General features: G+C 71.7%; 20 protein-coding genes, 1 tRNA gene and 1 pseudogene. 5 read left to right on the plus strand and 17 right to left on the minus strand.

Going from position 1 to position 24,246, the window contains the following annotated elements:
* Positions 1 to 19: 19 nt before the first annotated feature.
* Genes G7070_RS00165 through G7070_RS00175 form a run of 3 tightly spaced genes read right to left on the minus strand, consistent with a single transcriptional unit; the run spans position 20 to position 2,422 of the window.
* Positions 20 to 691: a methionine ABC transporter permease gene (locus tag G7070_RS00165; protein ID WP_166230768.1), complete on the minus strand. Its 672-nt coding sequence runs from the start codon at positions 689 to 691 to the stop codon at positions 20 to 22.
* A complete protein-coding gene (locus G7070_RS00170) occupies positions 688 to 1,671 on the minus strand; it encodes a methionine ABC transporter ATP-binding protein (protein WP_166230771.1) in 984 nt (327 codons plus the stop codon). The genes G7070_RS00165 and G7070_RS00170 overlap by 4 nt, the downstream gene beginning before the upstream one ends.
* 7 nt (positions 1,672 to 1,678) lie before the next feature.
* Positions 1,679 to 2,422, minus strand: coding sequence for a MetQ/NlpA family ABC transporter substrate-binding protein (locus G7070_RS00175; RefSeq protein ID WP_246227191.1), 744 nt, complete (start codon positions 2,420 to 2,422; stop codon positions 1,679 to 1,681).
* Between G7070_RS00175 and G7070_RS17420 the strand changes: the two genes are divergently transcribed.
* The 3 genes from G7070_RS17420 (at position 2,402) to G7070_RS00185 (ending at position 4,279) form a co-directional block, all read left to right on the plus strand.
* The gene (locus G7070_RS17420; protein ID WP_206080168.1) at positions 2,402 to 2,737 is read left to right on the plus strand and encodes a hypothetical protein; all 336 of its coding nucleotides are present in this window, start codon (positions 2,402 to 2,404) and stop codon (positions 2,735 to 2,737) included. The genes G7070_RS00175 and G7070_RS17420 overlap by 21 nt on opposite strands.
* A 98-nt stretch (positions 2,738 to 2,835) precedes the next feature.
* Positions 2,836 to 3,780 carry a DUF2510 domain-containing protein gene (locus G7070_RS17425; RefSeq protein ID WP_206079865.1) on the plus strand — a complete coding sequence of 315 codons (945 nt, stop codon included), beginning with the start codon at positions 2,836 to 2,838 and terminating at the stop codon, positions 3,778 to 3,780.
* A gap of 157 nt (positions 3,781 to 3,937) precedes the next feature.
* Complete coding sequence (locus tag G7070_RS00185; protein ID WP_166230777.1) at positions 3,938 to 4,279, plus strand: UBP-type zinc finger domain-containing protein; 342 nt, start codon at positions 3,938 to 3,940, stop codon at positions 4,277 to 4,279.
* Positions 4,280 to 4,348: 69 nt separating this feature from the next.
* Here the strand turns inward: G7070_RS00185 and G7070_RS00190 are convergent, their stop codons facing one another.
* From G7070_RS00190 to G7070_RS00225, 8 genes and pseudogenes are all read right to left on the minus strand, one after another.
* On the minus strand, positions 4,349 to 5,812 hold the full coding sequence (locus tag G7070_RS00190) for an NAD-dependent succinate-semialdehyde dehydrogenase (RefSeq protein ID WP_166230780.1): 1,464 nt from the start codon (positions 5,810 to 5,812) through the stop codon (positions 4,349 to 4,351).
* A gap of 1 nt (position 5,813) precedes the next feature.
* A pseudogene (gene fae, locus G7070_RS19695) lies at positions 5,814 to 6,316 on the minus strand (formaldehyde-activating enzyme).
* 25 nt (positions 6,317 to 6,341) lie between these two features.
* Positions 6,342 to 7,451: a zinc-binding dehydrogenase gene (locus G7070_RS00200; protein WP_166230783.1), complete on the minus strand. Its 1,110-nt coding sequence runs from the start codon at positions 7,449 to 7,451 to the stop codon at positions 6,342 to 6,344.
* Positions 7,448 to 9,154 (minus strand): BCCT family transporter, encoded by a 1,707-nt coding sequence (locus G7070_RS00205; RefSeq protein WP_166230786.1) that lies wholly within the window; start codon positions 9,152 to 9,154, stop codon positions 7,448 to 7,450. The genes G7070_RS00200 and G7070_RS00205 overlap by 4 nt, the downstream gene beginning before the upstream one ends.
* Entirely contained in the window at positions 9,151 to 10,599 is a 1,449-nt protein-coding gene (locus tag G7070_RS00210; protein WP_166230789.1) for an FAD-binding oxidoreductase, read from the minus strand. Before G7070_RS00210 ends, G7070_RS00205 begins: the two co-directional genes overlap by 4 nt.
* 8 nt (positions 10,600 to 10,607) lie before the next feature.
* A complete protein-coding gene (locus G7070_RS00215; protein ID WP_166230792.1) occupies positions 10,608 to 12,041 on the minus strand; it encodes an FGGY-family carbohydrate kinase in 1,434 nt (477 codons plus the stop codon).
* Positions 12,038 to 12,814: an SDR family oxidoreductase gene (locus tag G7070_RS00220; protein WP_166230795.1), complete on the minus strand. Its 777-nt coding sequence runs from the start codon at positions 12,812 to 12,814 to the stop codon at positions 12,038 to 12,040. The genes G7070_RS00215 and G7070_RS00220 overlap by 4 nt, the downstream gene beginning before the upstream one ends.
* A gap of 123 nt (positions 12,815 to 12,937) precedes the next feature.
* Entirely contained in the window at positions 12,938 to 13,555 is a 618-nt protein-coding gene (locus G7070_RS00225) for a glycerol-3-phosphate responsive antiterminator (RefSeq protein WP_166230798.1), read from the minus strand.
* 295 nt (positions 13,556 to 13,850) lie between these two features.
* Between G7070_RS00225 and G7070_RS00230 the strand changes: the two genes are divergently transcribed.
* Positions 13,851 to 15,932: a sensor histidine kinase gene (locus G7070_RS00230; protein WP_166230801.1), complete on the plus strand. Its 2,082-nt coding sequence runs from the start codon at positions 13,851 to 13,853 to the stop codon at positions 15,930 to 15,932.
* Positions 15,929 to 16,555, plus strand: coding sequence for a response regulator (locus tag G7070_RS19365; protein ID WP_166230804.1), 627 nt, complete (start codon positions 15,929 to 15,931; stop codon positions 16,553 to 16,555). The genes G7070_RS00230 and G7070_RS19365 overlap by 4 nt, the downstream gene beginning before the upstream one ends.
* Before the next feature lie 3 nt (positions 16,556 to 16,558).
* Here G7070_RS19365 and G7070_RS17435 read toward each other — a convergent pair whose 3' ends face one another.
* From G7070_RS17435 to G7070_RS00260, 6 genes are all read right to left on the minus strand, one after another.
* The gene (locus G7070_RS17435) at positions 16,559 to 18,046 is read right to left on the minus strand and encodes a multicopper oxidase family protein (RefSeq protein ID WP_246227192.1); all 1,488 of its coding nucleotides are present in this window, start codon (positions 18,044 to 18,046) and stop codon (positions 16,559 to 16,561) included.
* On the minus strand, positions 18,043 to 18,522 hold the full coding sequence (locus G7070_RS17440) for a hypothetical protein (RefSeq protein WP_206079867.1): 480 nt from the start codon (positions 18,520 to 18,522) through the stop codon (positions 18,043 to 18,045). Before G7070_RS17440 ends, G7070_RS17435 begins: the two co-directional genes overlap by 4 nt.
* Before the next feature lie 395 nt (positions 18,523 to 18,917).
* The gene (locus tag G7070_RS00245; protein WP_166230809.1) at positions 18,918 to 22,361 is read right to left on the minus strand and encodes a rhamnogalacturonan lyase family protein; all 3,444 of its coding nucleotides are present in this window, start codon (positions 22,359 to 22,361) and stop codon (positions 18,918 to 18,920) included.
* Between the two features lie 374 nt (positions 22,362 to 22,735).
* A tRNA-Asn gene (locus G7070_RS00250) sits at positions 22,736 to 22,811 on the minus strand.
* 37 nt (positions 22,812 to 22,848) lie between these two features.
* Positions 22,849 to 23,358 (minus strand): hypothetical protein, encoded by a 510-nt coding sequence (locus G7070_RS00255; protein ID WP_166230812.1) that lies wholly within the window; start codon positions 23,356 to 23,358, stop codon positions 22,849 to 22,851.
* A gap of 26 nt (positions 23,359 to 23,384) precedes the next feature.
* Positions 23,385 to 24,221 (minus strand): sigma-70 family RNA polymerase sigma factor, encoded by an 837-nt coding sequence (locus G7070_RS00260; protein WP_166230815.1) that lies wholly within the window; start codon positions 24,219 to 24,221, stop codon positions 23,385 to 23,387.
* Positions 24,222 to 24,246: the final 25 nt, after the last annotated feature.

Consider the following 24,246-nt stretch of genomic DNA (forward strand, 5'->3'; position numbering starts at 1 on the left):
CTCGGCCGCGACCGGACGCTCAGCCGCGCAGGTGCCCCAGCCGCGAGACGATCCAGTCGCCCAGGGACTGCACCAGCTGGACGATCACGATCAGGGCGATCACGGCCTCCAGCAGGACCGGCATGTTGAAGCGCTGGTAGCCGTACCGGATGGCGAAGTCGCCCACGCCGCCGCCGCCGATGACGCCGGCCATGGTGGAGTACCCGATCAGCGTCACCAGCGTCAGCGTGGCCCCCGCGATCAGGCCGGGCAGCGACTCGGGCAGCAGCGCCTTCCGGACGATGTCCCACGTCGTGGCGCCCATCACCTGGGCGGCCTCCAGCTTGCCGGGCGCGACCTCGCGCAGCGCCGCCTCGACGACGCGGGCGTAGAACGGGATCGCGCCCACGGCCAACGGAACGATCGCGGCGGTCTCGCCGTAGGCGGTGCCCACGATGAACCGGGTGAAGCTGATCAGCGCGATCATCAGGATCAGGAACGGCAGCGAACGGGCGATGTTCACCACGGCCCCGACCACGGCGTACAGCGGCCGGTTGGGGATGAGGCCGTCGGGCGCCCACAACCGCAGCAGGACGCCGACGGTGACGCCCAGCATGACGGTGATGAGGAACGACCAGCCGACCATCCACGCGGTCTGGCCCAGCGCCTTGAACAGCTCGGGCAGGGCCTCCTGCCAGGACACCTGGGTCACAGTTGCACGCTCACTTCATGCTCGGCGAGGTAGGACGCCACGGCCGCGCGGTCGTAGTGCCCCTCGGGGTGGCTCAGGGCGACGCGGAGGCGTCCGACCTTGCGGCCGGCGATCGCTTCCACGGCGCCCCCGACGATCGAGACGTCCAGGCCGAAGCGTCGGGTGAGCGCGGAGATCACGGCCTCCTGGGTGTTGCCCTGGGCGAAGCTCAGCACCACCGACTCCCCCACCCCGGCCAGCGCGGGGTCACCGACCGGGAGGAGGATGTCGGCGAGCCGACTGGTCGGGTCGGTGAGCAGGTCCAGCAGGTCGCCCTGCTCGACGACGCGGCCGGCCTCCATGAGCGCAGCCCCGTCGCAGATCCGCCGGACGACCTCCGACTCGTGGGTGATCAGCACGACCGTCACCCCGGTGCGCGCGTTGATCTCCTTGATCAGGTCGAGGATCTGCTCGGTCGTGGCGGGATCCAGCGCCGAGGTCGCCTCGTCGCAGAACAGCACCTCGGGGTGGGCCGCCAGCGCGCGGGCGATCCCGACGCGCTGTTTCTGCCCGCCCGACAGCTGCGACGGGAAGGCGTCCGCGCGGCCCTGCAGCCCGACCAGGTCGATCAGCTCCGCGACGCGAGCACTGCGCTCGGCCGCGGGCACGCCCTGCACCTCGAGGGGGAAGGCGATGTTGCCGGCGGCGGTCCGGCTGTTGAGCAGGTTGAAGTGCTGGAAGATCATCCCCATCCGGTGCCGGGCGGCGCGAAGCTGGGACGCGGACAGCGTGGTGAGTTCCACGTCGCCGATGGTCACCTGCCCCGAGGTCGGTCGCTCCAGGGCGGTCAGGCAGCGCATCAGGGTGGTCTTGCCGGCGCCGGAGCGGCCCAGGATCCCGAAGATCCGGCCCGTCCCGACGTGCAGCGAGACGTCGTCCACCGCCGTGACGCTGCCCGCGCCCGAGGGATAGACCTTCGTCAGGGAGGTGACCTCGATCACGACCGGCTCACTTCCCCGAACCCTCGGCGGGCAGCACCGAGCCCTTGAAGGTGTCGGTGATGAACTGCCGCAGCTGCGGGCTGGTGAGCGCCTCGTCGACCTTCTTGACGCGCGGGTCGTCCTTCAGGCCGGCCTTGACGACCAGGACGTTGGCGTACGGGTTGTTCTCGGCCGACTCCAGGGCCAGCGCGTCCGTCGCGGGGGTGAGGCCCGCCTCCAGGGCGTAGTTGCCGTTGATCACCGACAGCTGCACCTTCGGGTCGTCGAGCGTCGCCGCGAGCTGCGGGCGGTCGATCTTGAGCCAGCCGACGTTTTTGGGGTTGCCCGTGACGTTCTTCTCCGGGGTGATCTGGGAGTAGTCCAACCCGGGCTGGTCGGCCTTCACGTCGAGGGTGATCAGGCCGGCGTCCTGCAGCAGGAACAGGGCGCGCGCCTGGTTGGTCGCGTCGGCCGGGATCGCGATGACCGCACCCTCGGGGACGGCGTCGAGCTTGGCCTTCTTCGAGTACAGGCCGAGCGGCTCGACGTGGATCGGGGCGAGCGCGACCAGGTCGGCGCCGCTGTGCTTGGCGTTCCAGTCGGTCAGGTACGGGACGTGCTGGAAGAAGTTGGCGTCGAGATCCCCCGCGTTGACGAGCTGATTCGGGTCGATGTCGCCGGAGATCTCGGTGACCTGGATCTTCACGTCGCCGAGCAGCCCCTGCTTCTCGGCCTCCTTCAGCAGCAGCGCGTGCGGCGTGACGTCAGCCATGATCCGCAGCGGCTTCGACGGATCCGGGGCACCGGCGTTCGCGGCACCGCAGCCGGTCATGACGAGTCCCGTCGTGACAAGGGCTGCGACCGTGGTGATCAGGCGTCGAAACATGATGAATCCATTCCTCATTCTGCGTTGATGGCTGGCTTTGGTTGCCGACAGCACGGGACCGCGAGCGAGGCTGGCAGTACGAACGACATTCCAGAATCGCTCGACCCGTCCGGGGAGCGATCGGAACCGTGCCGTCAGGCGGGCATTCGCCGACAGCACATGGGCATCATCATGACGGCGTTCGCCGCGGAGATGAGCTGACCCATGGCTCCCAGCCTACGTGATCGGACGCGGGGGCTGTCACATCGGGGCGTCCGTGGACCCCCCGCCTACTATGGACGGCACAGCGAGGAGGCAGCGTGCACGAACCAGGTTGGTACCCGGATCCGGCGGGTACCCAGGGTCGGCTCCGGTGGTGGGACGGACAGCAGTGGACCGGCGAGGTCCGCGACGATCCCCACTCCGGCCTCGACGCGATCCTGGACGCCGAGGGCGCACCCACGCCGCCGCGGCCCGCCCGCATCCTCGGCTACGGGACGCTCTCCATCGCGCTGGTCGCCGTCGTCCTGGGGCTCGCCTCGGCGGCCGGCGCCACCTTCGGGCGCGGGGCTGGCCCCCTGCCCATCAACCCCCCGATCAACCCCACGCCGACCGCCCACGTCACCACCTCGGCCGCCGCGACCGCCCCGACCGCCGGCCCGAGCCCCACCGCGCCGGAGCCGATCCCCGCCCCCGTCAGCACCGACCCGGCGGCCGGCGAGGCGCCGCTCCCGAGCCCCGCGATCACGATCCCCGAGGGCGCCCCCGCCGAGGTCTCCCCCACGTGCGACGGAGTGGCCGAGGACGCCGCCCGGCTCAGCGACGGCGACCTCGCCGTGCAGGCCGGCGGCCAGTGGTCGCGCGAGTCGGTCCCGAGCTGGCTCGACTGCGGCCAGGGCGGACGCCTCCTCGCCGGCGACGGCACCGCCCGGCTGTGGATCGGACGCGTCTCGCAGCCCAACCTGGAGCAGGGCACCCTCGAGGAGGCGAGCTCCGTCCTCTACGACCAGACGCTGATGCAGGTGGGCACCTTCCGGACGCTCACCCACGAAGGCGAACCGACCACCGTGAACGGCCGCGACGCCTACCGCGTCGTCTCGACCGTCGGCGGCGGCCAGGAGCCGACCCAGCAGATCACCCTCATGGTGGTCAACACCGCCGCGGTGAGGCCGACGGTCGTCATCGCGGTCACCGACGCCGACGACGGCGAGGGCATGCGCGCCACCCAGGAGGCGCTCGCGACCCTCACGTCGGTCAACGGCTGACGCCGAGGCCTCGGGCCGCCGCCGGAGGCCGGGGCGAACTGGCCCGGCGCCCAGCCACGGGGTCCGCCGAGTCTCGATATGGCCCGCGACGATCGCCCCTCGACAGGAGGGGGCGTGAGTGCGAGGGTCGAGGGGATCCATCGGAAGGAGAACCCTCATGGACGGCATCGATCCCACGGTCCCGCCGAGCGGAACCGGCTGTCAGGAGTGCCTGGCCGACGGCGGCTGGTGGTTCCACCTGCGCCGCTGCGCCCAGTGCGGGCACATCGGGTGCTGCGATTCCTCGCCCTCCCAGCACACCACCGCCCACTACGAGGAGACCGGCCACCCGTTCATCCAGAGCTTCGAGCCGGGTGAGGACTGGTTCTACAACTACCCCGAGAACGCCATGTACAACGGCCCGAAGCTCGCCGCCCCCGACAGCCGCCCCGCCGATCAGCCGGCGCCCGGGCCCGCGGGCAAGGTGCCGCCGAACTGGATGGACCTGCTGCACGGCTGACGACCGCCCGCCGGCCCGCGGTCTGGGCGGAGGTCGGCCGTCGGTGCCCCCGACGGCCGACCCGCCCGCTCAGAACGTGCCCGCGTCCAGGGCGACGTACTTCGTGACGAGGTACTCGTTGATCCCCTCGAAGCCGCCCTCGCGGCCCAGCCCGGACGCCTTGACGCCCCCGAACGGCGCCGCGGCGTTCGAGACCAGGCCGCGGTTCAGCCCGACCATGCCCGTCTCCAGCGCCTCCGAGACGCGGAAGGCGCGGTTGAGGTCGTTGGTGAACACGAAGGCGGTGAGCCCGAACTCGGTGTCGTTGGCCAGGGCGACCGCTTCGGCCTCGTCCTCGAACACGGTGACGGCGGCCACCGGTCCGAAGATCTCCTCCCGGGCGATCCGCGCCGTCGCCGGGACCCCGGTGATCAGCGTCGGCTCGTAGAAGAAGCCGGCCCCCGCGCGCGCCTCGCCCCCGAGCCGCAGGTCGCCGCCGTGGCCCACCGCGTCGCGCACCAGGTCGTCGACGTGGCGGCGCTGCTTGTCGGAGATCACGGGCCCGACCGTCGCGGCCGGATCCATCCCGTCCGCGGCGACGGCGGCGCGCATCCGCTCCTCCAGCCGAGCCGTGAACTCCGCGGCGACCCCGGCCTGGACGAGGATGCGGTTGGCGGCCACGCAGGACTCGCCGCCGTTGCGGAACTTGGCCACCATGGCGCCCTCGACGGCGCGGTCGACGTCGGCGTCGTCGAAGACGATGAACGGCGCGTTGCCGCCCAGTTCCATGGAGGTGCGCACCACGTTCTGCGCCGCCCCCTTGAGCAGGGTGCTCCCCACGCCGGTCGAACCGGTGAAGGAGATCTTGCGGAGCCTGGGATCGGCCAGCAGCGCCTCCGACATCCTGCTCGACCGCGTCGTGGGCAGGACGTGCAGCACCCCGGCCGGCACGCCGGCCTCCACGAAGAGCTGCCCCATCAGCAGGCAGGTCAGCGGCGTCTCGTGGGCGGGCTTCACGATCATCGTGCAGCCGGCGGCCAGGGCCGGAGCGACCTTGCGCGTGATCATGCCGAGCGGGAAGTTCCACGGGGTGATCAGCAGACACGGCCCGACCGGCTGCCGCATGGTCACGATCCGCGTGTCCCCCGCCGGCGCGACCCGGTACTCGCCGTGGATGCGCGGCGCCTCCTCCGCGAACCATCGCACGTAGTCGGCCGCGTAGAGCACCTCCCCGCGCGACTCGGCCAACGGCTTGCCCATCTCCAGGGTGATCAGTTCGGCGAACTGGTCCACCCGCTCGAGGAGCAGCCGGTGGGCCCGCTGGAGGACGTCGGCCCGCTCCCGGGGGCTGGTCGCCGCCCAGGCGGCCCCCGCCCGGCTGCAGGCGTCCAGGGCCGCCAGCGCGTCGTCGACGGACGCGTCGGCCACGCGGGCCAACTCGTCGCCGGTGGCGGGGTTCACCACCCCGAAGCGCTCCTCGCGGGGTTCCCACCGGCCGTCCAGCAGCAGGTCCTTCTGCACCCGGTCCAGGACCCCGGTCGTCGGCGCGCCCACCTCAGATCGCCTTCGGGGTGTAGAAGGGGTTGCTCGGCGCGAGGGCCGCCTGGTCGACCTCGTCCCACGTGGGCAGCCCCCTGATGGCCGCGACGATCGCCCCGTGGGCGGCGTCGCGCTGGTTGCGGTAGACCTCGTCGAGGTCGTCGCAGGCCGGGTTCACCCAGACGGCGGCCACCACGGCCCACTCCTGCGGCGCGTCCGGCGGCAGGATGCCTTCGGCCATCGCCTGGTGGACGCCGACCGCGACGCCGGCCTGTGCCGCCCCCACGTGGCGCTCCCGTGCAGGTCGCCGTCGATCGGCGCCTTGTTGACGAACAGCGTCATCGGGCGGACGGGGACGCCGGGCTGCAGGACGACCATGAACGGTTCGTGCCCGAGCGACGGCCCCGCGAGGGCTCCCGCGAACGCCTGCCCGACCGGTCCCTCCTTCGGCCCGATCAGGACGTTGGTGTGCGCGGCGTTGACCCCGCTGCCGATGAATGACTCTCCGATGTGGAGCACGTTGATTCCTCTCTGCCCCGGACGCTCAGGCGCCCAGGCCGAAGTCGATGACGGACCGCGCGGCGTTGCTCGGCTTACCGAAGACGTCGTTGATGCGCGCCAGCGGGACGACGGCCCCGACCAGTTCGTCGAGCTTGAGGCGTCCGGACTGGTACAGGTCGACGACCAGGGGGAAGTCGCGCAGCGGCACGGCCCCTCCGTAGAAGCTGCCGGTGATCACCTTCTCCTCCCGCGGGAGCCGCGCCGCCGGCAGCGCCACGACGGCGTCCGAGGGGGCGACGCCCACGTAGACGATCCGCCCGCCCCGGCGGGCGGCGCTGTAGGCGGCGGCCATCGCCGCGGCGTCACCCGTCGCGTCGATGACCACGTCGGCCCCCCGGCCGTGCGTGAGCTCGAGCACCTGGGCGGCGGGGTCGCCGTCCCCGGTGAGGAGGAAGTCGGTCGCGCCGAAGGCCGAGACGGTCTCCCGCTTGGCCGGGTTGGCGTCGACGACGATGACGCGCCCCGCGCCGGCGATCGCGGCGCCCTGGACGGCGTTGATGCCGACGCCGCCCCCGCCCAGCACGGCGACGGTGTCGCCGGCCCGGACGTTCCCGGAGAACAGAGCCGCCCCAACCCCCGTCATGACCGCGCACCCGATCAGGGACGCGGGCAGCAGCGGCATGTCGGCGGAGATCGGCACGCAGGACTGCTCGGCGACGATCGTCTCCTCGGTGAACGTCGACAGGAACGAGTACTGCGCGATGGTGTCCCCGCCCGTGGAGCGGAACCGGCTCGTGCCGTCCAGCAGCCCCCCGTCGAGCACGCGCGGCGCGTACTCGGCGCACAGGTTCGACCGCCCCGACAGGCAGTAGAAGCACTGCCCGCACTCCGGCGCCCACGACAGGGCGACGTGGTCGCCGACCCGGACGCGGGTCACGTCGGACCCGACCTCGAGGACGACCCCGGAGCCCTCGTGACCCAGGATGATCGGCAGGGGGCTGGCCATGCCGCCCCGGGCCACCATGACGTCGGAGTGACAGATGCCGGACGCCGCCAGGGCCACCCGGACCTCGCGGGGTCCGGGCGACGTCAGGACGACGGTCTCGACGACGAGGTCGGCGTCGACCTCGTGCAGCACGGCGGCTGTCGTCACTGCTCCTCCTCGACGGTGGTGGCCTCGACGAACTCGACCGCGTGGTCGTCCTCCTCGGCGTCCAGCGGGGAAGCCGGCCCGGACACCTCGGCGGCCTCCTTCGCGTAGGCGGCCATGACGGCCTCCTCGCTCATCGTCGCCTTCTTGGCGCGCGAGCGGATCGGGGAGCCGTCGGCGTCGTAGTCCTGCTTGCGGACGTCGTACTTGGCGGGGTTCGTGGCCACCTTGATGAGCGCGACCACCATGAAGAGTTCGAGGATGAGCGCCGGCAGGCCGCCCAGGTTCGACAGCATCTTCACGCCGTCGGCACCGCCGGTGGCGGCCAGGAGGATCCAGGCGACCAGGCCGATCAGGATGCCCCAGAAGATCTTCATCAGCCGCGGCGGCTCCGGCGAGGTCGGCGAGATGCCGGTGCTGGACATGCCGCCGATCGTCGTGGTGTAGGCGTCGGAGCCGGTCACGTACGACAGGAAGGTGATGAACAGGAAGATCGGGATGAGCAGCAGCGCGAGCGGGTAGTGCGAGAGGAAGGCGTACACCGCGAACTCGGGGCCCTTGGCGACGGCCTCCGCCAGCGCTCCCCCGGTCTCCTGGTCCAGCCGGATGGCGGCACCGGAGAAGATCCCGATCCACAGGATGTTGAACAGCGCAGGAAGCACGAACATGACGGTCAGCGCCTTGCGGACGCTGTGGCCGTACGAGATCCGGCCCAGGAAGATGCCGGAGATCGGCGCCCACGACAGCCAGTTGCACCAGTAGAACATCGTCCAGCCGCCGGCCCAGGGGTCGTTCGCGGCCGCGCCGGTGAACATCGCCTTGGGGAAGAAGGTGGCCAGGTTGTTGGCCAGGCTCTCCACGCCCAGGTTGAGCACGAAGAACGACGGCCCGAACACGAACACGAAGACGAACAGGCCGATGAAGAAGATCGTGTTGATCTCCGACAGCCGCCGGATGCCGTTGAACAGGCCGGTGATGGAGCTGATGACGAAGGTGACGACGATCGCGAGATCGGCGACGGCCCACATGAACAGGCCGGTCTGCCAGCCGGTGAGGTAGTTCAGGCCGCCACCGATGACCAGGATGCCGCTGGCCAGCGACGCCGACATGCCGGCGACGAGCGAGTACATCACGATCGCGTCCAGCCCCTGGCCCCACTTGCCCAGGATCTTGTCGCCGAACAGCGGGGTCAGGGTCGAGGCGATCGAGTACGGCTTGCGCATGTTGTAGAACGCGAACGCGAACATGATCGACGGCACGGCGTAGATCGCCAGCGGCAGGAAGCTCCAGTGCGTGAACATGGTCGACACCGCGAAGACGACCGCCTCCGGCGACTCCGGGGTGATGCCGAGTGACTCGGGCGGAGCGGTGTAGTGGTACAGAGGCTCGGAGGTCCCCCACAGCAGCAGCCCGATGGCGATGATCGAGGTGAGGGTGATCGAGAAGTAGCGGAAGTTGTCGAGCATCGGGGCCGCGTCACGGCCGCCGATCCGCACGTTGCCGAACTTGGACACCATCAGCCAGACGATCACGACGAACATCGTCAGGACGCCGAGGCTGAACGCCCAGGCCATGTTCGTGATCAACCAGCTGTTGGCCCCGTTGATCATGGCGGTGAAGCCTTCGGGATTGGCGAAGTTGAAAATGCACGCCGCCACGAACAGGATCACGGGCGGCCAGAAGGCGATGGGACGAAGTCTCATCATGATGGATTCTCCTCGAGTGGAAAAATGGTGCCGGCGTTCATGACCCCGTGGGGGTCGAAGGCGGCCTTCAGCGTGTGAAGCAGGTGGTAGGCCGAACCGTGTTCGGCTTCGGTCCACGGCGTCCGGGCTTTGCCGATGCCGTGGTGGTGCACGATGGATCCGCCCAGGGCGAGCGCCTGCTCGCAGATGATGCGGTTGATGGGCTTGTGGTAGGTCGCGACCTCGTCCTCGGGGGCGCAGTCCACCTTGTAGTAATAGGTGAAGTAGACGTTCGTGCCGGTCTGGTAGCTGTGCGACGAGTGGCCGCCGATCCAGGTGAGGGCGCCGATCTCCGCGCGGACGCGGTCCACGGTGCTGCGGTAGATGTCGTGGATGATCGACCAGGAGCCCGAGACCTCCGTCGTGAAGCCGATCTCGGAGGTCTGCAGGATCTCCTCCCGCTCCTGCCGGATCTGCTCCTCGCCCCAGTTGAGGTGGTCGAACCAGTGCTGGAAGTAGGCGGGATCCAGCGGTTCCACCTCGGGATGCGCGGCCACGATCTCCTCGATGGTGGCGATGGTGGCGTCCACGAGGCGCTGGTGGCCCTCGGCGGAGAACACCATGACGCACTGGCCCTGTGCGACCGGCGCGAAGTGGCCCTGCGCGTCGTCCTCGTCGTACAGGCGCATGACGGCGGGCCGCAGCCCCGTCACCATCACCTCGCGCAGGACGGAGAACCCGGTGGCCATCGAGGCCAGGCGGTAGCCGAGGAACCGGGTCGTCTCGGGCGTGAACCGGAACAGCTTCACCGTGACCTCGGTGATGTAGCACAGCGCACCCTCGTTGCCGATCACGAGGTGTCGGATGTCGGGGCCGGCTGCGCGGCGGGGCACGTTCTTGATGCGGGTCACCGTGCCGTCGGGGAACACCGCCTCCAGCCCGATCACCATGTCCTCGATGCCGCCGTAGAGCGTGGAGAGTTGGCCGATGCTGCGGGTGGCGGTGAGTCCGCCCATCTGGGCGAGCGGCTTGGACTGGGGCGAATGCCCGGTGGTCAGCCCGAGCGGCCGCAGCTCGTCCTCGAGGTCCTGCAGCCGGACGCCGCACTCGACGGTCACCTGCATGTTGTCGGGGTCGATGTGGAGGATCCGGTTCATCCGGGACCCGTCCAGCACGATGCTGCGCTCGACGGCGGTCTCCAGGCCGCCCTCGGTGGCGCTGCGACCCGTGCGGGGCACGACGTTGATGCCATGGGCGTCGGCGTAGGACAGGACGGCGGCCACGTCGGCGGTCGTCCTGGCGTACGCGATCGCGACGGGCGGCGGCAGCACGTACACGCCGTGGACGTCCTGGTACTTGCGGTAACGGTCGATGCTGCTGGCCCGAAGCTCCTGCTCGTCGGTGACGACGTTGTCGGGACCGAGCAGCTCGACCAGGTGGTCGGCGATCGGGGATCTGGCGGACATGTGGTTCCTCACAATCCTTGTGCGTGAATCTGGCGGAAGGGCAGGTCGAGCTCGTCGGGGAGCTGCGCATAGGTGGCGAGCAGGTCGCGGTACACGGCTGCGGTGGCCGGGTTGGGGGTGAAGGTGTCGGCCAGGTGCACCATGGCGGCGACCGCCTCCTCGAACCCCGGGTGGACGCCCGCCGCGACGGCCGCGCAGATGGCCGCCCCCACGCCCGCCCCGTCGGTGATCTGCGCCCGGCGGGCGGGGACGCCGAAGACGTCGGCGACGATCTGCATCATGACGTCGCTGCGCGAGCCGCCCCCCGCCACGACGATCGAGGTGAGGTCCTGGTGCAGGACCGACGCCATGGCATCGCTGCGGATCCGCATCGTCATGGCGATGCCCTCCAGGATCGAGCGGTACATGTGCGGCCAGCCGTGCCGGGCGTCGAACCCGACGATGGCGCCGCGGCGGTGGGGGCTGTCGGCCGGGGCGAGCCAGTCCAGGACGGTGAGCAGCCCTTGGGCGCCGGCGGGGACCCGCTGCGCCTCGGCGTTCATGATGTCCTCGACGCGGCAGCCGGATTCGGCGGCGCGCAGCGACAGCTCGGTCGCCATGAGGTCGCGCAGCCAGGAGATGGTCGACATCCCCCGCCGGATCCCGTCGCTCTCGTCCAGGAAGCGGTGCGGCCGGCAGGCGAAGTTGGACCAGTGGGCGGCCGTGGCCGGCCGCCGGTCGATGGCCGGGCGCATCGTGGTGATGTAGGTCCCCAGCGAGAGCAGGAGCTGCGTCGGGTCCAGGAGCCCGTTGCCGAGGGCCTCGACGGCCTTGTCGTTGGCCGTCGCGACGACGGGGAGCCCGGCGGGCAGACCGGTCGCGACCGAGGCGGCGTCCGTGATGTGCCCCAGCACGTCGCCGGGCAGCACGAGCGCGGGGAGTTTGTCCCGCGTCAGGCCCATCGCCGCCACGTCGTCGTCGGCGTCCGACCAGTCCCACCGGTCGTGGTCGACCGGCCAGATCCCGGCGTAGTTGGCGGCGGAGTCGACCACCCGGCCGGTCAGGCGGGCGGTGACGTACGCCGACGCCGCCGTCACGAACCGGACGCCGGGCGCCGGCTCGTGGGGCCTGCCGACCCGCTCGTCCATCCAGCTCATCACCGGGGTGGCGAGCGTGCCGTCGGCGCGCAGCAGCGCGCGACAGAACCGGATGCTGCACAGCCCGACGGCGACGATGTCGTCGGCCCGGTCGCCGAGCTGCGCCATCGCGGCGCGCGCCGCCGCCCGCAGCGAGTCCCACAGGTCGTCGTCGGGGTGCTCGAACCGGCCCTTGCCCGGCATGGTCATGGGCCGCAGGGGCTGGACGCCCTCGGCGACGACCGCGCCGGCGGCGTCCAGGACGAGCACCTTGGTGCTCTGCGTGCCGCCGTCGATGCCGACCAGCAGCCTCCGATCTCCGCTCATCGGACGAGGTACCCGCCGTCGACCACCAGCACCTGCCCGTTGACGTAGTCGGACGCGCCGCTGCAGAGGAAGATCATGGGGCCCATCAGGTCGCTGACCTCGCCCCAGCGTCCGGCGGGGATGTGGTCGAGCACCCGCTGGTTGGTCACCGGGTTGGAGCGGGTCGCCTCGGTGATGGCCGTGGCGTAGTAGCCGGGGGCCAACCCGTTGACCTGGATGCCGTCGGCGGCGAGTTCGTCGCAGTAGGCCTTGGTGAGGCCCACCATCGCGTGCTTGGACGCCGCGTAGGCCGGCGACCACTGCCCGCCCAGGTAGGAGAACAGCGAGCAGATGTTCACGATCTTGCCGGAGCGCTGCGCGCGCATCGTCGGGATCACCGCGTGGCTGAGCTCGAAGGCGGCGGTCACGTTCAGCGCGAACATCGGGTCCCACTTGGCGCGGTCGAAGCCCTCGACGTCGTCCAGCAGGCAGATCCCGGCGTTGTTGATGAGGATGTCGATGCGGCCGAACTCGGCCAGGCAGGCCGCGACGATCGCTTCGGGGGCGCCGGGGCCGGTCAGGTCGATCGCCAGGTAGGCGTAGCGGCGGCCCGCGCCGGTCACCGCCGCGCCCGTGTCGCTGGTGTCGGCGCCGAGGCTCGGCACGAAGATGTCGGCTCCGGCCTTGGCGAGCGCGATCGAGTATGCCTGCCCGAGCCCGGTGTTGCCGCCCGTGATGAGGGCGACCTTTCCGGTCAACGAGAAGCACGACAGATCGAAGTCGCTGAGTTCCATGATCGTCCCTTCATTGGGCAAAGAAAAAGAGAACAGCCGAAACCCTTGGTGGGTTTCACTGCTGTTCTCTGAGCTCTAGCAATGTGCGGCTGGACCGCGTGTTCGGTTGTGCTGGCGCAAAATCTAGGGCCGCGATGCCGCCGTGTCAATGGCCGGCAGGTAATCCCACAGTTCGGCGTTGGACGTGGCGATCGCGGACGCCCCGGCCCGCAGCGCGGTGTCCACGTCGTCCTCGTCGTGGATGAGCCCGCCGCCGATGATCGGCACCTCGATCGAGTCCCGCAGCCAGCCGATCACCTTGGGGATGCAGCCCGGCAGGAGCTCCACGGCGTCGGGGTTCGCCTGCCTGACCTGGCGCTCCAGGGTGTGGAACGCCATGGAGTCGATCATGAAGTGGCGATGGATCCCCACCATGCCGAGCTGGGTCGCCGCCTTCACCACGGCGGCCCGGTTGCTCAGGACGCCCCGGGCGCCCAGCTCGTTGCGCAGGAAGGCCACGCCGGCGGCGTCCGCGGACAGGCCGTCGATGAGGTCGATGTCGACGAACGCCAGCTTGCGGCCGGCCTGCATGGCGCGGAGTTGGTCCGGGAGCGTGTTGATCGACCCGTAGAGCAGGAAGCCGATGCGGCACCGGGTGGCGAGCATGCGTTCGATCGCCGCATCGTCCTTGATGCTGGCGATGACCCGGCTGGACTCCAGCACCCGGGCCAGTCGTTGCCGACGCGTCGGCTGATCCGTCACGGGGGCACACTAGCCCCCGCGACCCGGCCGCCGCAGCCGCCGCGGCAACTCAGGGGCGGCGGCGTGCGCCGCCCGCCGCGCGGGTCCGGCACCGGCGTACCTCACCCGCCACGGGCGAGCGGCCGCGCAAGCCCGGAGCCGGGTCGCGGGGAGCACCTACGGCTCATCGATCGGAAGGCGGGTCCGCGCGGACGGCCACGCGGGCACCGGGGGGTGACGTTCCCTTACTCACTAGCGCGGATGCTGGCACAGTAGCCCTCGCGGGGGAAGGCAAGTGGCGACCAGGCGATCAGGCGTGCACCACCAGTGGGGCGCTCTCGGGGTGTCCTTCCTGGCGCTGGCGCTCGCCCTCACCTACGTCGGGTGGCGGCTCGTCACCCCGGCGGTCTGCGGGTGGCTGCCTCCGAGCACGGACGCCTTCACCCCCGACGGCCAGGTCCCGCGGCTCCCGCCCGGCTGCGCGCCGGGGTCGCCGCCCTCCCGCGACCGGACGCTGGTGTGGGACCGCCTGTGGCACACGGGTGCGACGCTGTTGTTCGTCGCGTCGCTGTTCGCGCTCAGCAGCTATGCGCTGCGCCGCCGTCCCCGGGACCCGGCCGCCGGGACGCACCTGGTGTTCTCGTCGGCCCTGCTGGGGAGCAGCCTCGTCACGGTGCTGGGCCTGCCGCCCGACCGGGCGACGGGCGACGCGGCGGGCTGGCTCTTCGCGGCCAACGTCGGCTTCGTGTTCTCGCTGGCCTGGGGGGCCCTGCTGGCGTGGGCGGTGTCCTTCCCCTCCCCCTTGCTGGGCCGGCGCTGCGCCTCACTGGCCCGCCAGCTGGCGCTGTGGGCTCCCCCGCTGTTGTGGCTGGGCCTCAGCGCGCTGGCCGGCGCCGGGAGGCCCTTCGTGCCCTGGATGAGCCAGGCGATCCGCGTCCAGTCCGCGATCACGTCGGTGTGCCTGGCCGCGACGCTCGCGGTGCTCGCCCACCGTGTCCTGCGGGGCGATCGCACCGACCCCGTGCAGCACCAGCAACTGCTGTGGATCGGCGGCAGCGGGTCGATCGCCGCCCTCATGGTGCTGGCGGGCTGGGTGCTGCCCGGCGTGCTCGTGGGCCACGCCCTGCTGCCCGAGGACCTCGTGGGGCTGCCCGGCCTGGTCTACGTGGGGGGCATGGCGATCGCCATGCTGCGCTTCCGCCTGTTCGACCTGGACGTGGTGCTGACGCGCACCCTGGTCTACACGACGCTGACCGCGCTCGCCGTGCTGCTGTACGTCGCGACGGTCGGGGTGCTGACGGGCCTGGTCGCCGAGCGGGCCGGCACGGCGGCGATCGCCGGGGCGGTCATCGTCGCGATCGCGGTGAACCCGCTTCGCGTCTGGCTGACGCGGCTCATCAACCGGGTGTTCTACGGCGAGCGCGACGACCCCTACCGGGCGCTGACGCGGCTCGCCTGGCTGCTGGAGCCCCGCTCCGTGGCCTGGGACGAGGTCACGGCCAGCCTGCGGCGCGCGCTGCGGACACCGTACGCGGCGCTCGAGACCGGGACGCAGGTCCTCGGGGAGGCGGGAACCCGTCCCCCCGACCCGACCAGGCTGCACACCGAACCGGTGGAGCACGGCGGCCGCACCCAGGGTGCGCTGCTGGTGGCCACCCGCGGCCGGGGCCAGCCGTTCTCGGCGGCCGAACGCCGCCTGTTGCGGGACCTCGCCCGCACCGTCGCCTCCCGGCTGTACGAGCAGGGGCTGGCGCGCGAGGTGCAGGCGTCGCGGGAGCGGCTCGTCCTGGCGCGGGAGGAGGAGCGACGCCACCTGCGACGGGCGCTGCACGACGAGGTGGGCCCCGCCGTCGCCGCGATCGCCCTGTACGCCGAGGCGGCGCGGCTCGGGAGCGGGGCGCCCGGCTCGGTGGGCGGCACGCTGGCGCAGATCTCCTCCGAGGCCACCCGCACCGCGGACGCCGTCCGGCGGCTCGCCTACGACCTGCGTCCGCCGGCGTTGGACGAGTTGGGCCTGGAGTCGGCGCTGCGCGAGCGCCTGGACCGGTACGCGCCGCTCGCGGTCGAGCTGATCGTCGACGGCGCCCTCGGCGCGCGCCCCGCGCTCCCGGCCGCGGTCGAGTCGGCCGCCTACCGCATCGTCGTCTCGGCCCTCGACAACGTCGCCGCCCACGCCCGCGCGCGCACCGTGGCCGTGACGCTGGCACGCAGCCCCGACGCGCTGGACGTGACCGTGGACGACGACGGCGCCGGGCTGGGAGCGGGCGCCCGGGCCGGCGTCGGTGTCGCGTCGATGCGCGAGCGCGCCGCCGAACTGGGTGGCACCTGCGCGGTGCTCGACCGCGCCGCCGGCGGCGTCCGCGTCCACGCGATCCTCCCCACCGGGCGCACCCTGTGAAGCGCTTCTCCGTCCTCATCGCCGACGACCACCCGCTGTACCGCGAGGGGCTCGCCGGTCTGCTGGCCGCCACCGACGACCTCGTGGTCGTCGCGCAGGCGGCCGACGGCGCCGAGGCCGTCTCGTTGGCGGGCGACCTGTTGCCCGACGTGGCCGTCCTCGACGTGGCGATGCCCCGTTTGGACGGCATCGAGGCGGCGCGCCGCATCAGCGCGGCTTCCCCGCGCACCCGGATCCTGATGCTCACCATGCTGGCCGACGCATCGGTGGTCGCCGCCGTGCGTGCGGGGGCGCACGGCTACGCGCTGAAGTCGTCGACCCCCGAGGCCACCATGGCCGCGATCCGGTCGGTGGCCCTGGGTAACGTCGTGTTCTCGGCGGAACTGGGCGCGCGGCTGGCCGAGGGGCTGGCCACCCCGGGCGCGACGCTTCCGGGGCTGACCCCGCGCGAGCGGGACGTCCTCACCCTGATCGCGCGGGGGTGGGACAACCCGCGGATCTCGGCGCGGCTGGGCATCGCCGACAAGACGGTCCGCAACACGGTCTCGGCGATCCTGCTCAAGCTGCAGGTCACCGATCGGGTCGCCGCCGGGGAGAAGGCCCGCGCCGCCGGGCTCGGTTAGGCGTCACTCCGGGTGGTTGGCGTGCGGCCCCCCGATGACGAAGTGCGTGGTGTAGCCCTCGTACATCAGGTGCGTCATCAGGCCCTGCGCGGCGTGCGGCAGGTTGTGGCAGTGGTCCATCCACACCCCGGGGTTGCCCGCGACGAGGGCGACCTCGAAGGTGACGCCGTGTTCGACGTTGAGCGAGTCGACCCACCACGGGCTCCCGGTCGCGGGCTCCCCATCGCGCGAGAGCACCAGCATGTGGTGCCCGTGCAGGTGCATCGGATGGACCTCCCCAGAATCGTTCGTGATCCGGAACGTCACGATCTCCCCCGCCCGGACCAGGTAGACCGGGACGTCGGGGAAGATGCCGCCGTTGATGGTCCACCAGGCGCCCAGGCGTCCGTCCAGCAGGCCGTACCGGCGTCCGATCCGGTACTCGAAGGTGCGGACGGCGCTCGCGGGGTCGAAGGGCAGCGCGGTCGGCGTGCCGTAGTGGAGCAGGTCGAGTCCCGCGCGCGGGGCCGGGGCCTCGGTGCCGCCGCCCGGGCCGAAGCCCAGGGCCGCCCCGGCCACCTGCACCCGCACGCCGGCCTTCGGGATCACCATCTCCAGGTCGGCGCGCCCGCCCGCGGTCACCACCACGCTGCGGCCGGCGACCTCCCCCGGCTCGTGCACGTCGCGTCCGTCGACGGCGACCACGCGGAAGGGCGCCCCCGCCACCCAGACCGGTGCCGGGTTGGGATCGGTGTTGATGACCCGCACCCGGACCGTCGTGCCTGGTGCGCCCCCGCGGACCGCCGTCCCGGGCAGCCCGTCGATCGTCCGGACGCCCGCGTACGTGTGCATCAGGGCGACGGCGTCCAGGACACCCGGGTCGGCGCCGGCTCCTGCCGGCGCAACGACCAGGGCGCCGAACAGGCCCCCGCTGACCTGGGGGTGCGCCACCTGGTGGGAGTGGTACCAGTAGGTGCCCACCTGCACGACGAACCGGTACGTGAAGGACTCCCCCGGCGCGACGGCGTCCTGCGTGACGCCCGCGACCCCGTCCATCGCGTTCGGCACGTCGACGCCGTGCCAGTGCAGCGTCATGCCCTCGGCGATGTCGGCGTTGGTGACCCGCACCTCGACCAGGTCGCCCGCGGCCGCGGTCAGGGTCGGCCCCGGCGTGCTCCCGTTCAGGGTGAAGCCGTCGAAGGGCGGGACGCCCGGCAGTTGCACGCGGGCGGCGCGGGCCACGAGGTCGTAGTGGACGTCCGCGACCCTCGCGGGGTCGGGCACCAGCGTGGCGATGTCGATCCCCGACGCCGACCCACCGCCGTGGCCGGCGTGCCCCATCGCCGCGGCCGAGCCCGCCCCGCCGCCGGTGTCGAGGTGGCCCATGTCCATCATCGAGTAGGTGGCCGGGAGCCGGCTCGACCACCAGTAGGCGCCCAGGCCCACGACGAGCACCGCGACGGCCGCGGCGACGATCCGCCGCGGCCGCCGGGTGGGGGCGGAACGGTTCACCCGAGGCGAACCGTGGCGGGGGCGGCGTCCATGCGACTGTCCTGGAGGCCCCGGTCGGGGTGCCGGAGGACGAGGAAGCCGGCCAGCGAGAACACCACCAGGGCGTTGAACCCGTGGATCAGCGCGAGGGCCGCCAACCCGTGGGCGGTGTAGCCCAGGGTGACCTGGAGGGCGATCGCGGCGAGCACCAGCGCCGACCACATCACGGCCCCGCGGTCGTGGGTGAGGAACGACGTCAGGAGCAGGGCGATCCCGACGATCGGGATCACGAAGCTTCCGCTGATGCTGTGCGCGGCCAGGCCGTAGACCTCGACGAACGGCGGCGGACCGCCGGTCGCGCCGAGGAGCGAGGCGTCGATGACGCCTCCCCCGACGACGAAGGCACCGATTCCCGCGGACGCCCAGGCGTGAGAGGCCGCCTGGAGCGCCACCAGGACGCAGATGATGCCGGCCAGGGTTCGGTGGAGTGTGTTCATGGGATCTCCTCTCCGCGGCGGGTCGTTCGCCCGACCGTCGGTGTGCGGGGGCGCTCCTGGTGTGTTGCGCGCGCTGGGGCGTCCGGCGAGCGGTCGCGGCCACGGCGGTGGGGCTCGTCGCGCCGGCAGGGCGCGTGCGCGGATCCGCTGTCATGGTCACTCCGCAGGTCGATGGTGTCCACCATCGTCGGCGCGGCCCGTCCCGGGCGTCACGGGACGGGCGTCCCGGCCACCCCGGGCAAACTGGCGTGGGAGATGCCCGGAACGTGGCGCACCGCATCGCGTCGGGGTAGGTCGCTTTCCTGACCTCGATGACAAGCCGGCACCCGGCGCGTCCGATGCCCCAGACACGGAAGCGGGGACGGCACCAGCCGCCCCCGCCCCGCTCCCCGGCCTCAGCCGACGATCCTCACCTCCCGCACCTGGGTGTTGCCCTTGGTGTCGACGAACACCTGGTAGGGCCCGACGGGGAAGGTGCCGGCGGAGTTCTTCGCGATCTGCACGGTCGCGGAGTACACCGCGGTGGCGCCGGCGGCGTCCCGGTCGGTCACGGTGATCGTGACCTCGTTGCGGTTGCCGGTGAGCTTGGTCACCACGGCGGTGACCGTCGCGGTTCTGGTCGTGACCTCGAGCGGCGCCGACTTGAGCCCGGTGAGCTGGCCCGACCTCGGCGTGACGGTGTAGCGGTACGTCGTCCCCTCCTCCAGGCCCGTGTCCCGGAACCCCGTGGTGGTGACGTCGGCGACCTTCACGCCGTCGCGCTCGACGGTGTAGGAGGTCGCCCCGACGACCGGCGTCCACGCGAGTTCGACGGCGCGCGCGGTGACCCCGACCAGGCGGAGTTGCGTCTGGGCGTGCGCCGCCATCGGCGGCACCGCGATGTCCGTCCGCCGGGTGGGCAGCGCGGCCTCGTCACCGAGGTAGAAGCTGGCGAAGCCCGGCTGGTCGTAGCCGGTGTTCTTGTTCGCCACCCCCGCCCGATACATCGGGTCGTGCATCAGGGTCCGGATGCCGTACTCCGTCGGGGACAGCGTGGTCACGATCGCCAGCCGGTTCCCGGAGGCCCGCAGCACGAGTTCCTCGCGCCAGTCGCCGAGCAGGTCGGCCTTCAGCGTCGGGGTGCTCTTGCTGCCCGTCGAGGTCAGCCCGGTCGCGAGGTACGGCGTGACGGCGAACGTCGCGTCGTCGACCGACCCGATCGTCGCGCCGCTGACCGCCATCGCGGTCAGCCCGCCGCCGAACCAGATCGCGTACTGGCCACTGGCGAGGTTGCGGTTGCCGTTGAGCAGTTCGCCGGTGATCAGGCTGCGGGCGCCGTTCTGGGAATGCCCCTGGGCCCCTGGCCAGCGGTTGGTGAAGTTGCCCGCGACCGCACCCTCGGCGTCCGAGGCCGCGTAGACGCCGTACAGCAGCGCGTTGTCCTGCACGACGGCGCCGGAGGCGTCCAGCCGCCTGCCCTTGAGCGGGTCGTGCGCCTCGGGTCCGGGCAGCCAGCCGTACTGACGTCCCGTGCGCAGGTCGTCGAACAGGTGCTCCTCGCTGCCCGACCACATCATCAGGTGGTCGTCCGCGCCGACCGGAAGCAGGGCGCTGCGGTCGCCGTGACGCAGCGGGGCCCAGACGTTGTCGGGGTTGGAGCGGACCGCGGCCGTGCCGAACTCGAACGAGCCCGCGACCGGCACGACGCCGTCCTGGCCCTCGATCGTCGGCATGATGTCCCCGTTCAGCACCTTGGGCAGGATCTTCGTCCCGTCCGAGCTCAGCCCCAGCACCATCGCCTTCATGACGACCTCGTCGCGGCCGTCGCCGTCGAGGTCGGCGGTCTGGGTCTGGTGGTTGCCGCGGTTCTGGTAGTCGTAGGCCGTTCCGCCGAGTGACCAGTCCTGCGGGTCCGCCGAGTCGAAGTCGGCCTGCAGCGTCACCTTGCCGTCCACGACGGTGAAGGCCGCGAAGGTCGTCCGGGCGTAGTAGCCGCGCTGGGACACCGCGAAGTTGCGGACGCCGTCCAGCGAGGCCACGACGCCGAGATACCGGTTCGCGCGGTTCCCCTGAGCGTCACCCCACGAGGCCGCCTTCCACGGGTGTTCGAGCCAGTACGCCTCCGAGGGCGCCATCATCTGGGACTTGTAGTTGGACGGGTCGCTGCCCGCGCCGGGCCCGGGGAACGCCAGGTAGGAGTAGTTGCCGCGCTGGGTGGCCGCCGTCATGGCCCAGTTGTCGCCGTCGACGCTGCCGCGGTACGGGTGCGGGTAGCGCGCGCTGTCGACCAGGCGGCCCTTGGCCGCGCCCGCATCCCAGGCGAAGGCCGAGAAGAACTCCTGATCGTCCTTGGCCGGGCCGATCGGGCCGACGTGGTACGTCTTGATCCAGCGCTTGACCGCAGGGTCGTTGACGCCGTCGTTGCCGCCGCCCGCGACGGGGCTGCGGTAGCTGATGGAGAAGCTGTTCAGCAGCGACCAGTAGGTGTCCAGCGCCGCGGTGTCTCCGGCGGCGAAGTACTCCTGGAACCTCGGCGTGGTGGCCTTCAGCCCGTCGGCGCCGCCGACCACGGTGCCCGCGTCGTTCGGGTAGACGACCTGCTGGCGGGCCTCGTCCCAGTTGCCGATGCGGGTGCCGAGCGCGGTCTTGAGCATGAGCTCGGCGCGGCCGTCGCCGTCGAAGTCCTCAGCGAACAGCGTCGTCTCGTGGTCGTTGCCCGCCCGGACGTTGTAGCCCATGTCGACGCGGAACAGCAGCGTGCCGTCGAGCTTGTAGACGTCGACGTACTCCGGTGCCGTGGTGGTGTTACTGCCGTTGAAGATCGGTTCGGAGTACATCGGGTCCTGCTGCGTGCTGCGCCACTTGACGACGATCTCGTACTCGCCGTCCCCGTCGAAGTCACCGACGGTCATGTCGTGCGTGGCGTACGGCGCGCTCTGCGAGGTGTGCACCGCGCCCTGGGCGGTCTTCGCGTAGGGCAGCGTCTCGCCCGCGTCCAGGTTCTTCACATACGTGATGAACTCGCCCTCGAGTTCGGCGAACAGCGCGTCGCTGATCCTGCCGTCGACCAGTCCGTTGGTCAGCGCGCGGGGCTGGGCGTACGAGGCCACGCCGAGCGCGTTGGGCGTCATGTTGTGGGCGTTCAGCCGGTCGACCCAGTCGGCGAGCTGCGCGGGGGTGACCTGGGCCCGATCCGCGTGCGCCACCCGGAACTCCCGCAGGAGGTCCATGTCGAGGGTGTACCAGTTCTGGTTCGTCCCGGGGACGAGCATGGCGGCCGCGTTCAGGTTCGTGCCCGGTCCGAACCGGTTCCCGCGGTACGTGAAGTGGGCCAGCGGGACCGGATCGGGCGCCGGCTTGAGGGGGATGTAGGTCGCCGCGCCGCGGTTCGCCTGCCCCGCCTGGCCCGGCAGCGCCGAGAGCATGGGGACGCTCATGCCCTGGCGCGCACCCTCCCGGCCGTCGATCACGGGGGCGACCTCGTAGGTCGAGGTAAGGGTGCCGTCCGCGTCGGTGTAGTTGGCGGGCGTGGTGCCCTTCTTCACGATGCCGGGGTTGGCGGCGTAGTCGCTCTCCGGGGCGACGTCGCGGGGGGCGACGGTGGCGATCCTGACGTGGTCGCCGGCACCGTCCCTGCGGTACACGTTCCAGGAGATTCCGTCGGGCTCGTCGCCCAGGAAGCGCCAGCTCAGGAAGGTGCCCGCCGGGGTCTGGGCCGCGACGAGGCCGCGGGTCAGGTACTCCATGGGTCGTTGGGGCGTGGCCGCTTCGGCCGTCTGTGGGACCGCCAGTCCCACCAGCGAGAGCCCGAGCGCCATCGCGAGCGGCAGGGGCGTGAGTTTCCGCAGTGTCGTGCGCACTGTTCTTCGTTCCTCCTCAGGTGAGGGCGGTGCGCGCAAGTGCCGAGCCGCCGTTCACGTCGTTCGTCGGGGTACTCAGATACATCGACTGCCACCTCGCGGCGTCGCGAGGCGATGACCCGGAGCGGGCGCACGGGGTTCGAGGTGGCGCGTCCGTCCGGTCTCGGCGGGGAGCCGCGGCGTGGCCGGCTCGCCCGGATCGGATCGACTCCCCCGGAGGGAAATCGGTTTCCAGCATCCTGCACCGTCCCCTGCGCCTCGCGCAAGGGATTCTGCTGAAACGTCTCACAGAAGGGGCCCAGTTGCAGGGCCAGCACGATCGAATGCGCTCCGACAAGCAGAAACGCCCCTCACGCATGTGAGAGGCGTTTCGTTGGCTCCCCCGACTGGACTCGAACCAGTAACCCTCTGATTAACAGTCAGATGCTCTGCCAATTGAGCTACAGGGGATCGCTCGACGCGAGATGGAACTCTACCAGCCCGTCAGCTAGAACGCATATTCAGCCCGGAGTCGCGCCAACTCGGTCTCGGCGAAGGCCAGCGTCTCCGCGTCCATCGCCGTGCCGCGGGCCGGATGGGCGGTCCACAGCACCCGCTCGGCGGGGTTCATCAGGTTGCGGCGGGCGCTGATCGTCACGTGCCGGCCGGGGAACGGGGTGACCACCTGCTGCAGCAGGAAGGTCGACTCCACCCGCTCCTTGAACACCTCCGGGAAGCTCTGGGGGTCGGTGAGGTGGGCGCCGTCCTTCTCGCCGGTGGACATGCGCGTCCACCGCATCTCGCCGCCCTCGGAGAAGCCGCCGTGCAGCACGTCGTGCCAGCCCAGTTCCTCGGTCGGGAGGCCCGTGCGCAGGATGAGCATGCGGTCCGGCAGCGCGACCAGGTGCCCGGTGTCGGTGGCCGCCCAGGCCAGGATGCGGCCGGACGCGCCGAGGTGCTCGCGGGTGGCCTCCACGACGGCGTCCGGGGCCTTGGTCTTTCGGGAGAACAGCTTCACGCCTCCATTGTGCCCGGCCGCGCGGGTCAGGCCGCCAGCGGCCCGTTCGCCGCGGCACGCAGGATCGCCAGGGCGGACTGCTCGTAGCGGCGCACGGTGGACGCGCTGAGCTGGACCCGCTCGGCGATCTCCACGGTCGTGAGCGCCTCCCCCTCCCCGAGGCCGTGCCGCAGCACCAGGATCCTCCGCTGCACCGGCGCGAGCCCCCGCAGCAGGCCACCGAGGTCGAGGGAACCTTCGGGCGCCGGCAGGGCCGCCGGGAGCACCTGCTCGTGCTCGTCGGTGAGCCGGCAGCTGGGCCGGAACGTGAGCAGGGTGCGGACGGTTCCCTCGCTCTCCCCCGCACGCACCGCCACCTCGTCGGGGGTCGGGGTGCGCGCGAGTTGCTCGGCGAGTTCGGCCTGCGCCGCCACGGCCCGGCGCCAACGTCGCGCGCGGCGGGCGGGCAGCCCGAGGGCGCCGTGAGCCGTCACCGCCTCGTCCCAGGCGCGCATCCTGATCCACGGCAGCGCGCACGACGCGAACCCGCCCCGCTGCGGATCGAATCGGCGCGCGGCCTCCAGCAACCCGACCATGCCCTCCTGGGCGAGGTCATCGCGGTCCAGGCCGGTCATCCGGGCGATCGGGTTGACCACGTACCCGACCAGCGGGAGGTTGCGCGCGACCAGCTCGTCGAACGCGGCGCGCCCGTCGTCCTCGATCCGCGCGAGCTCGGACGCCGTGGCGCCGCCGGGCGTCCGCAACTCGCCGCGGGCCGCGGCCCGCGCCGCGAGCCCCGCTTCGATCCGGTGCGCCAGCGCCGCCTCCTGCTGCTTGGTCAGGGGCGTCGTCTCCCGCCGAGGGGTCGTCCATCGCTGTGTCATGGCCGCAGCCTCGCCCGCCCGGACG

Origin of the sequence: Propioniciclava coleopterorum, from assembly GCF_011393335.1 — a bacterium.
Classification (GTDB): domain Bacteria; phylum Actinomycetota; class Actinomycetes; order Propionibacteriales; family Propionibacteriaceae; genus Propioniciclava; species Propioniciclava coleopterorum.

Coding starts and splice junctions, on each gene's coding strand:
- G7070_RS00175 (WP_246227191.1), bottom strand. CDS start 2,422: ATGGCTGACGTCACGCCGCACGCGCTGCTGCTGAAGGAGGCCGAGAAG.
- G7070_RS00185 (WP_166230777.1), top strand. CDS start 3,938: ATGGACGGCATCGATCCCACGGTCCCGCCGAGCGGAACCGGCTGTCAG.
- G7070_RS00205 (WP_166230786.1), bottom strand. CDS start 9,154: ATGATGAGACTTCGTCCCATCGCCTTCTGGCCGCCCGTGATCCTGTTC.
- G7070_RS00210 (WP_166230789.1), bottom strand. CDS start 10,599: ATGTCCGCCAGATCCCCGATCGCCGACCACCTGGTCGAGCTGCTCGGT.
- G7070_RS00215 (WP_166230792.1), bottom strand. CDS start 12,041: ATGAGCGGAGATCGGAGGCTGCTGGTCGGCATCGACGGCGGCACGCAG.
- G7070_RS00220 (WP_166230795.1), bottom strand. CDS start 12,814: ATGGAACTCAGCGACTTCGATCTGTCGTGCTTCTCGTTGACCGGAAAG.
- G7070_RS17440 (WP_206079867.1), bottom strand. CDS start 18,522: ATGAACACACTCCACCGAACCCTGGCCGGCATCATCTGCGTCCTGGTG.
- G7070_RS00260 (WP_166230815.1), bottom strand. CDS start 24,221: ATGACACAGCGATGGACGACCCCTCGGCGGGAGACGACGCCCCTGACC.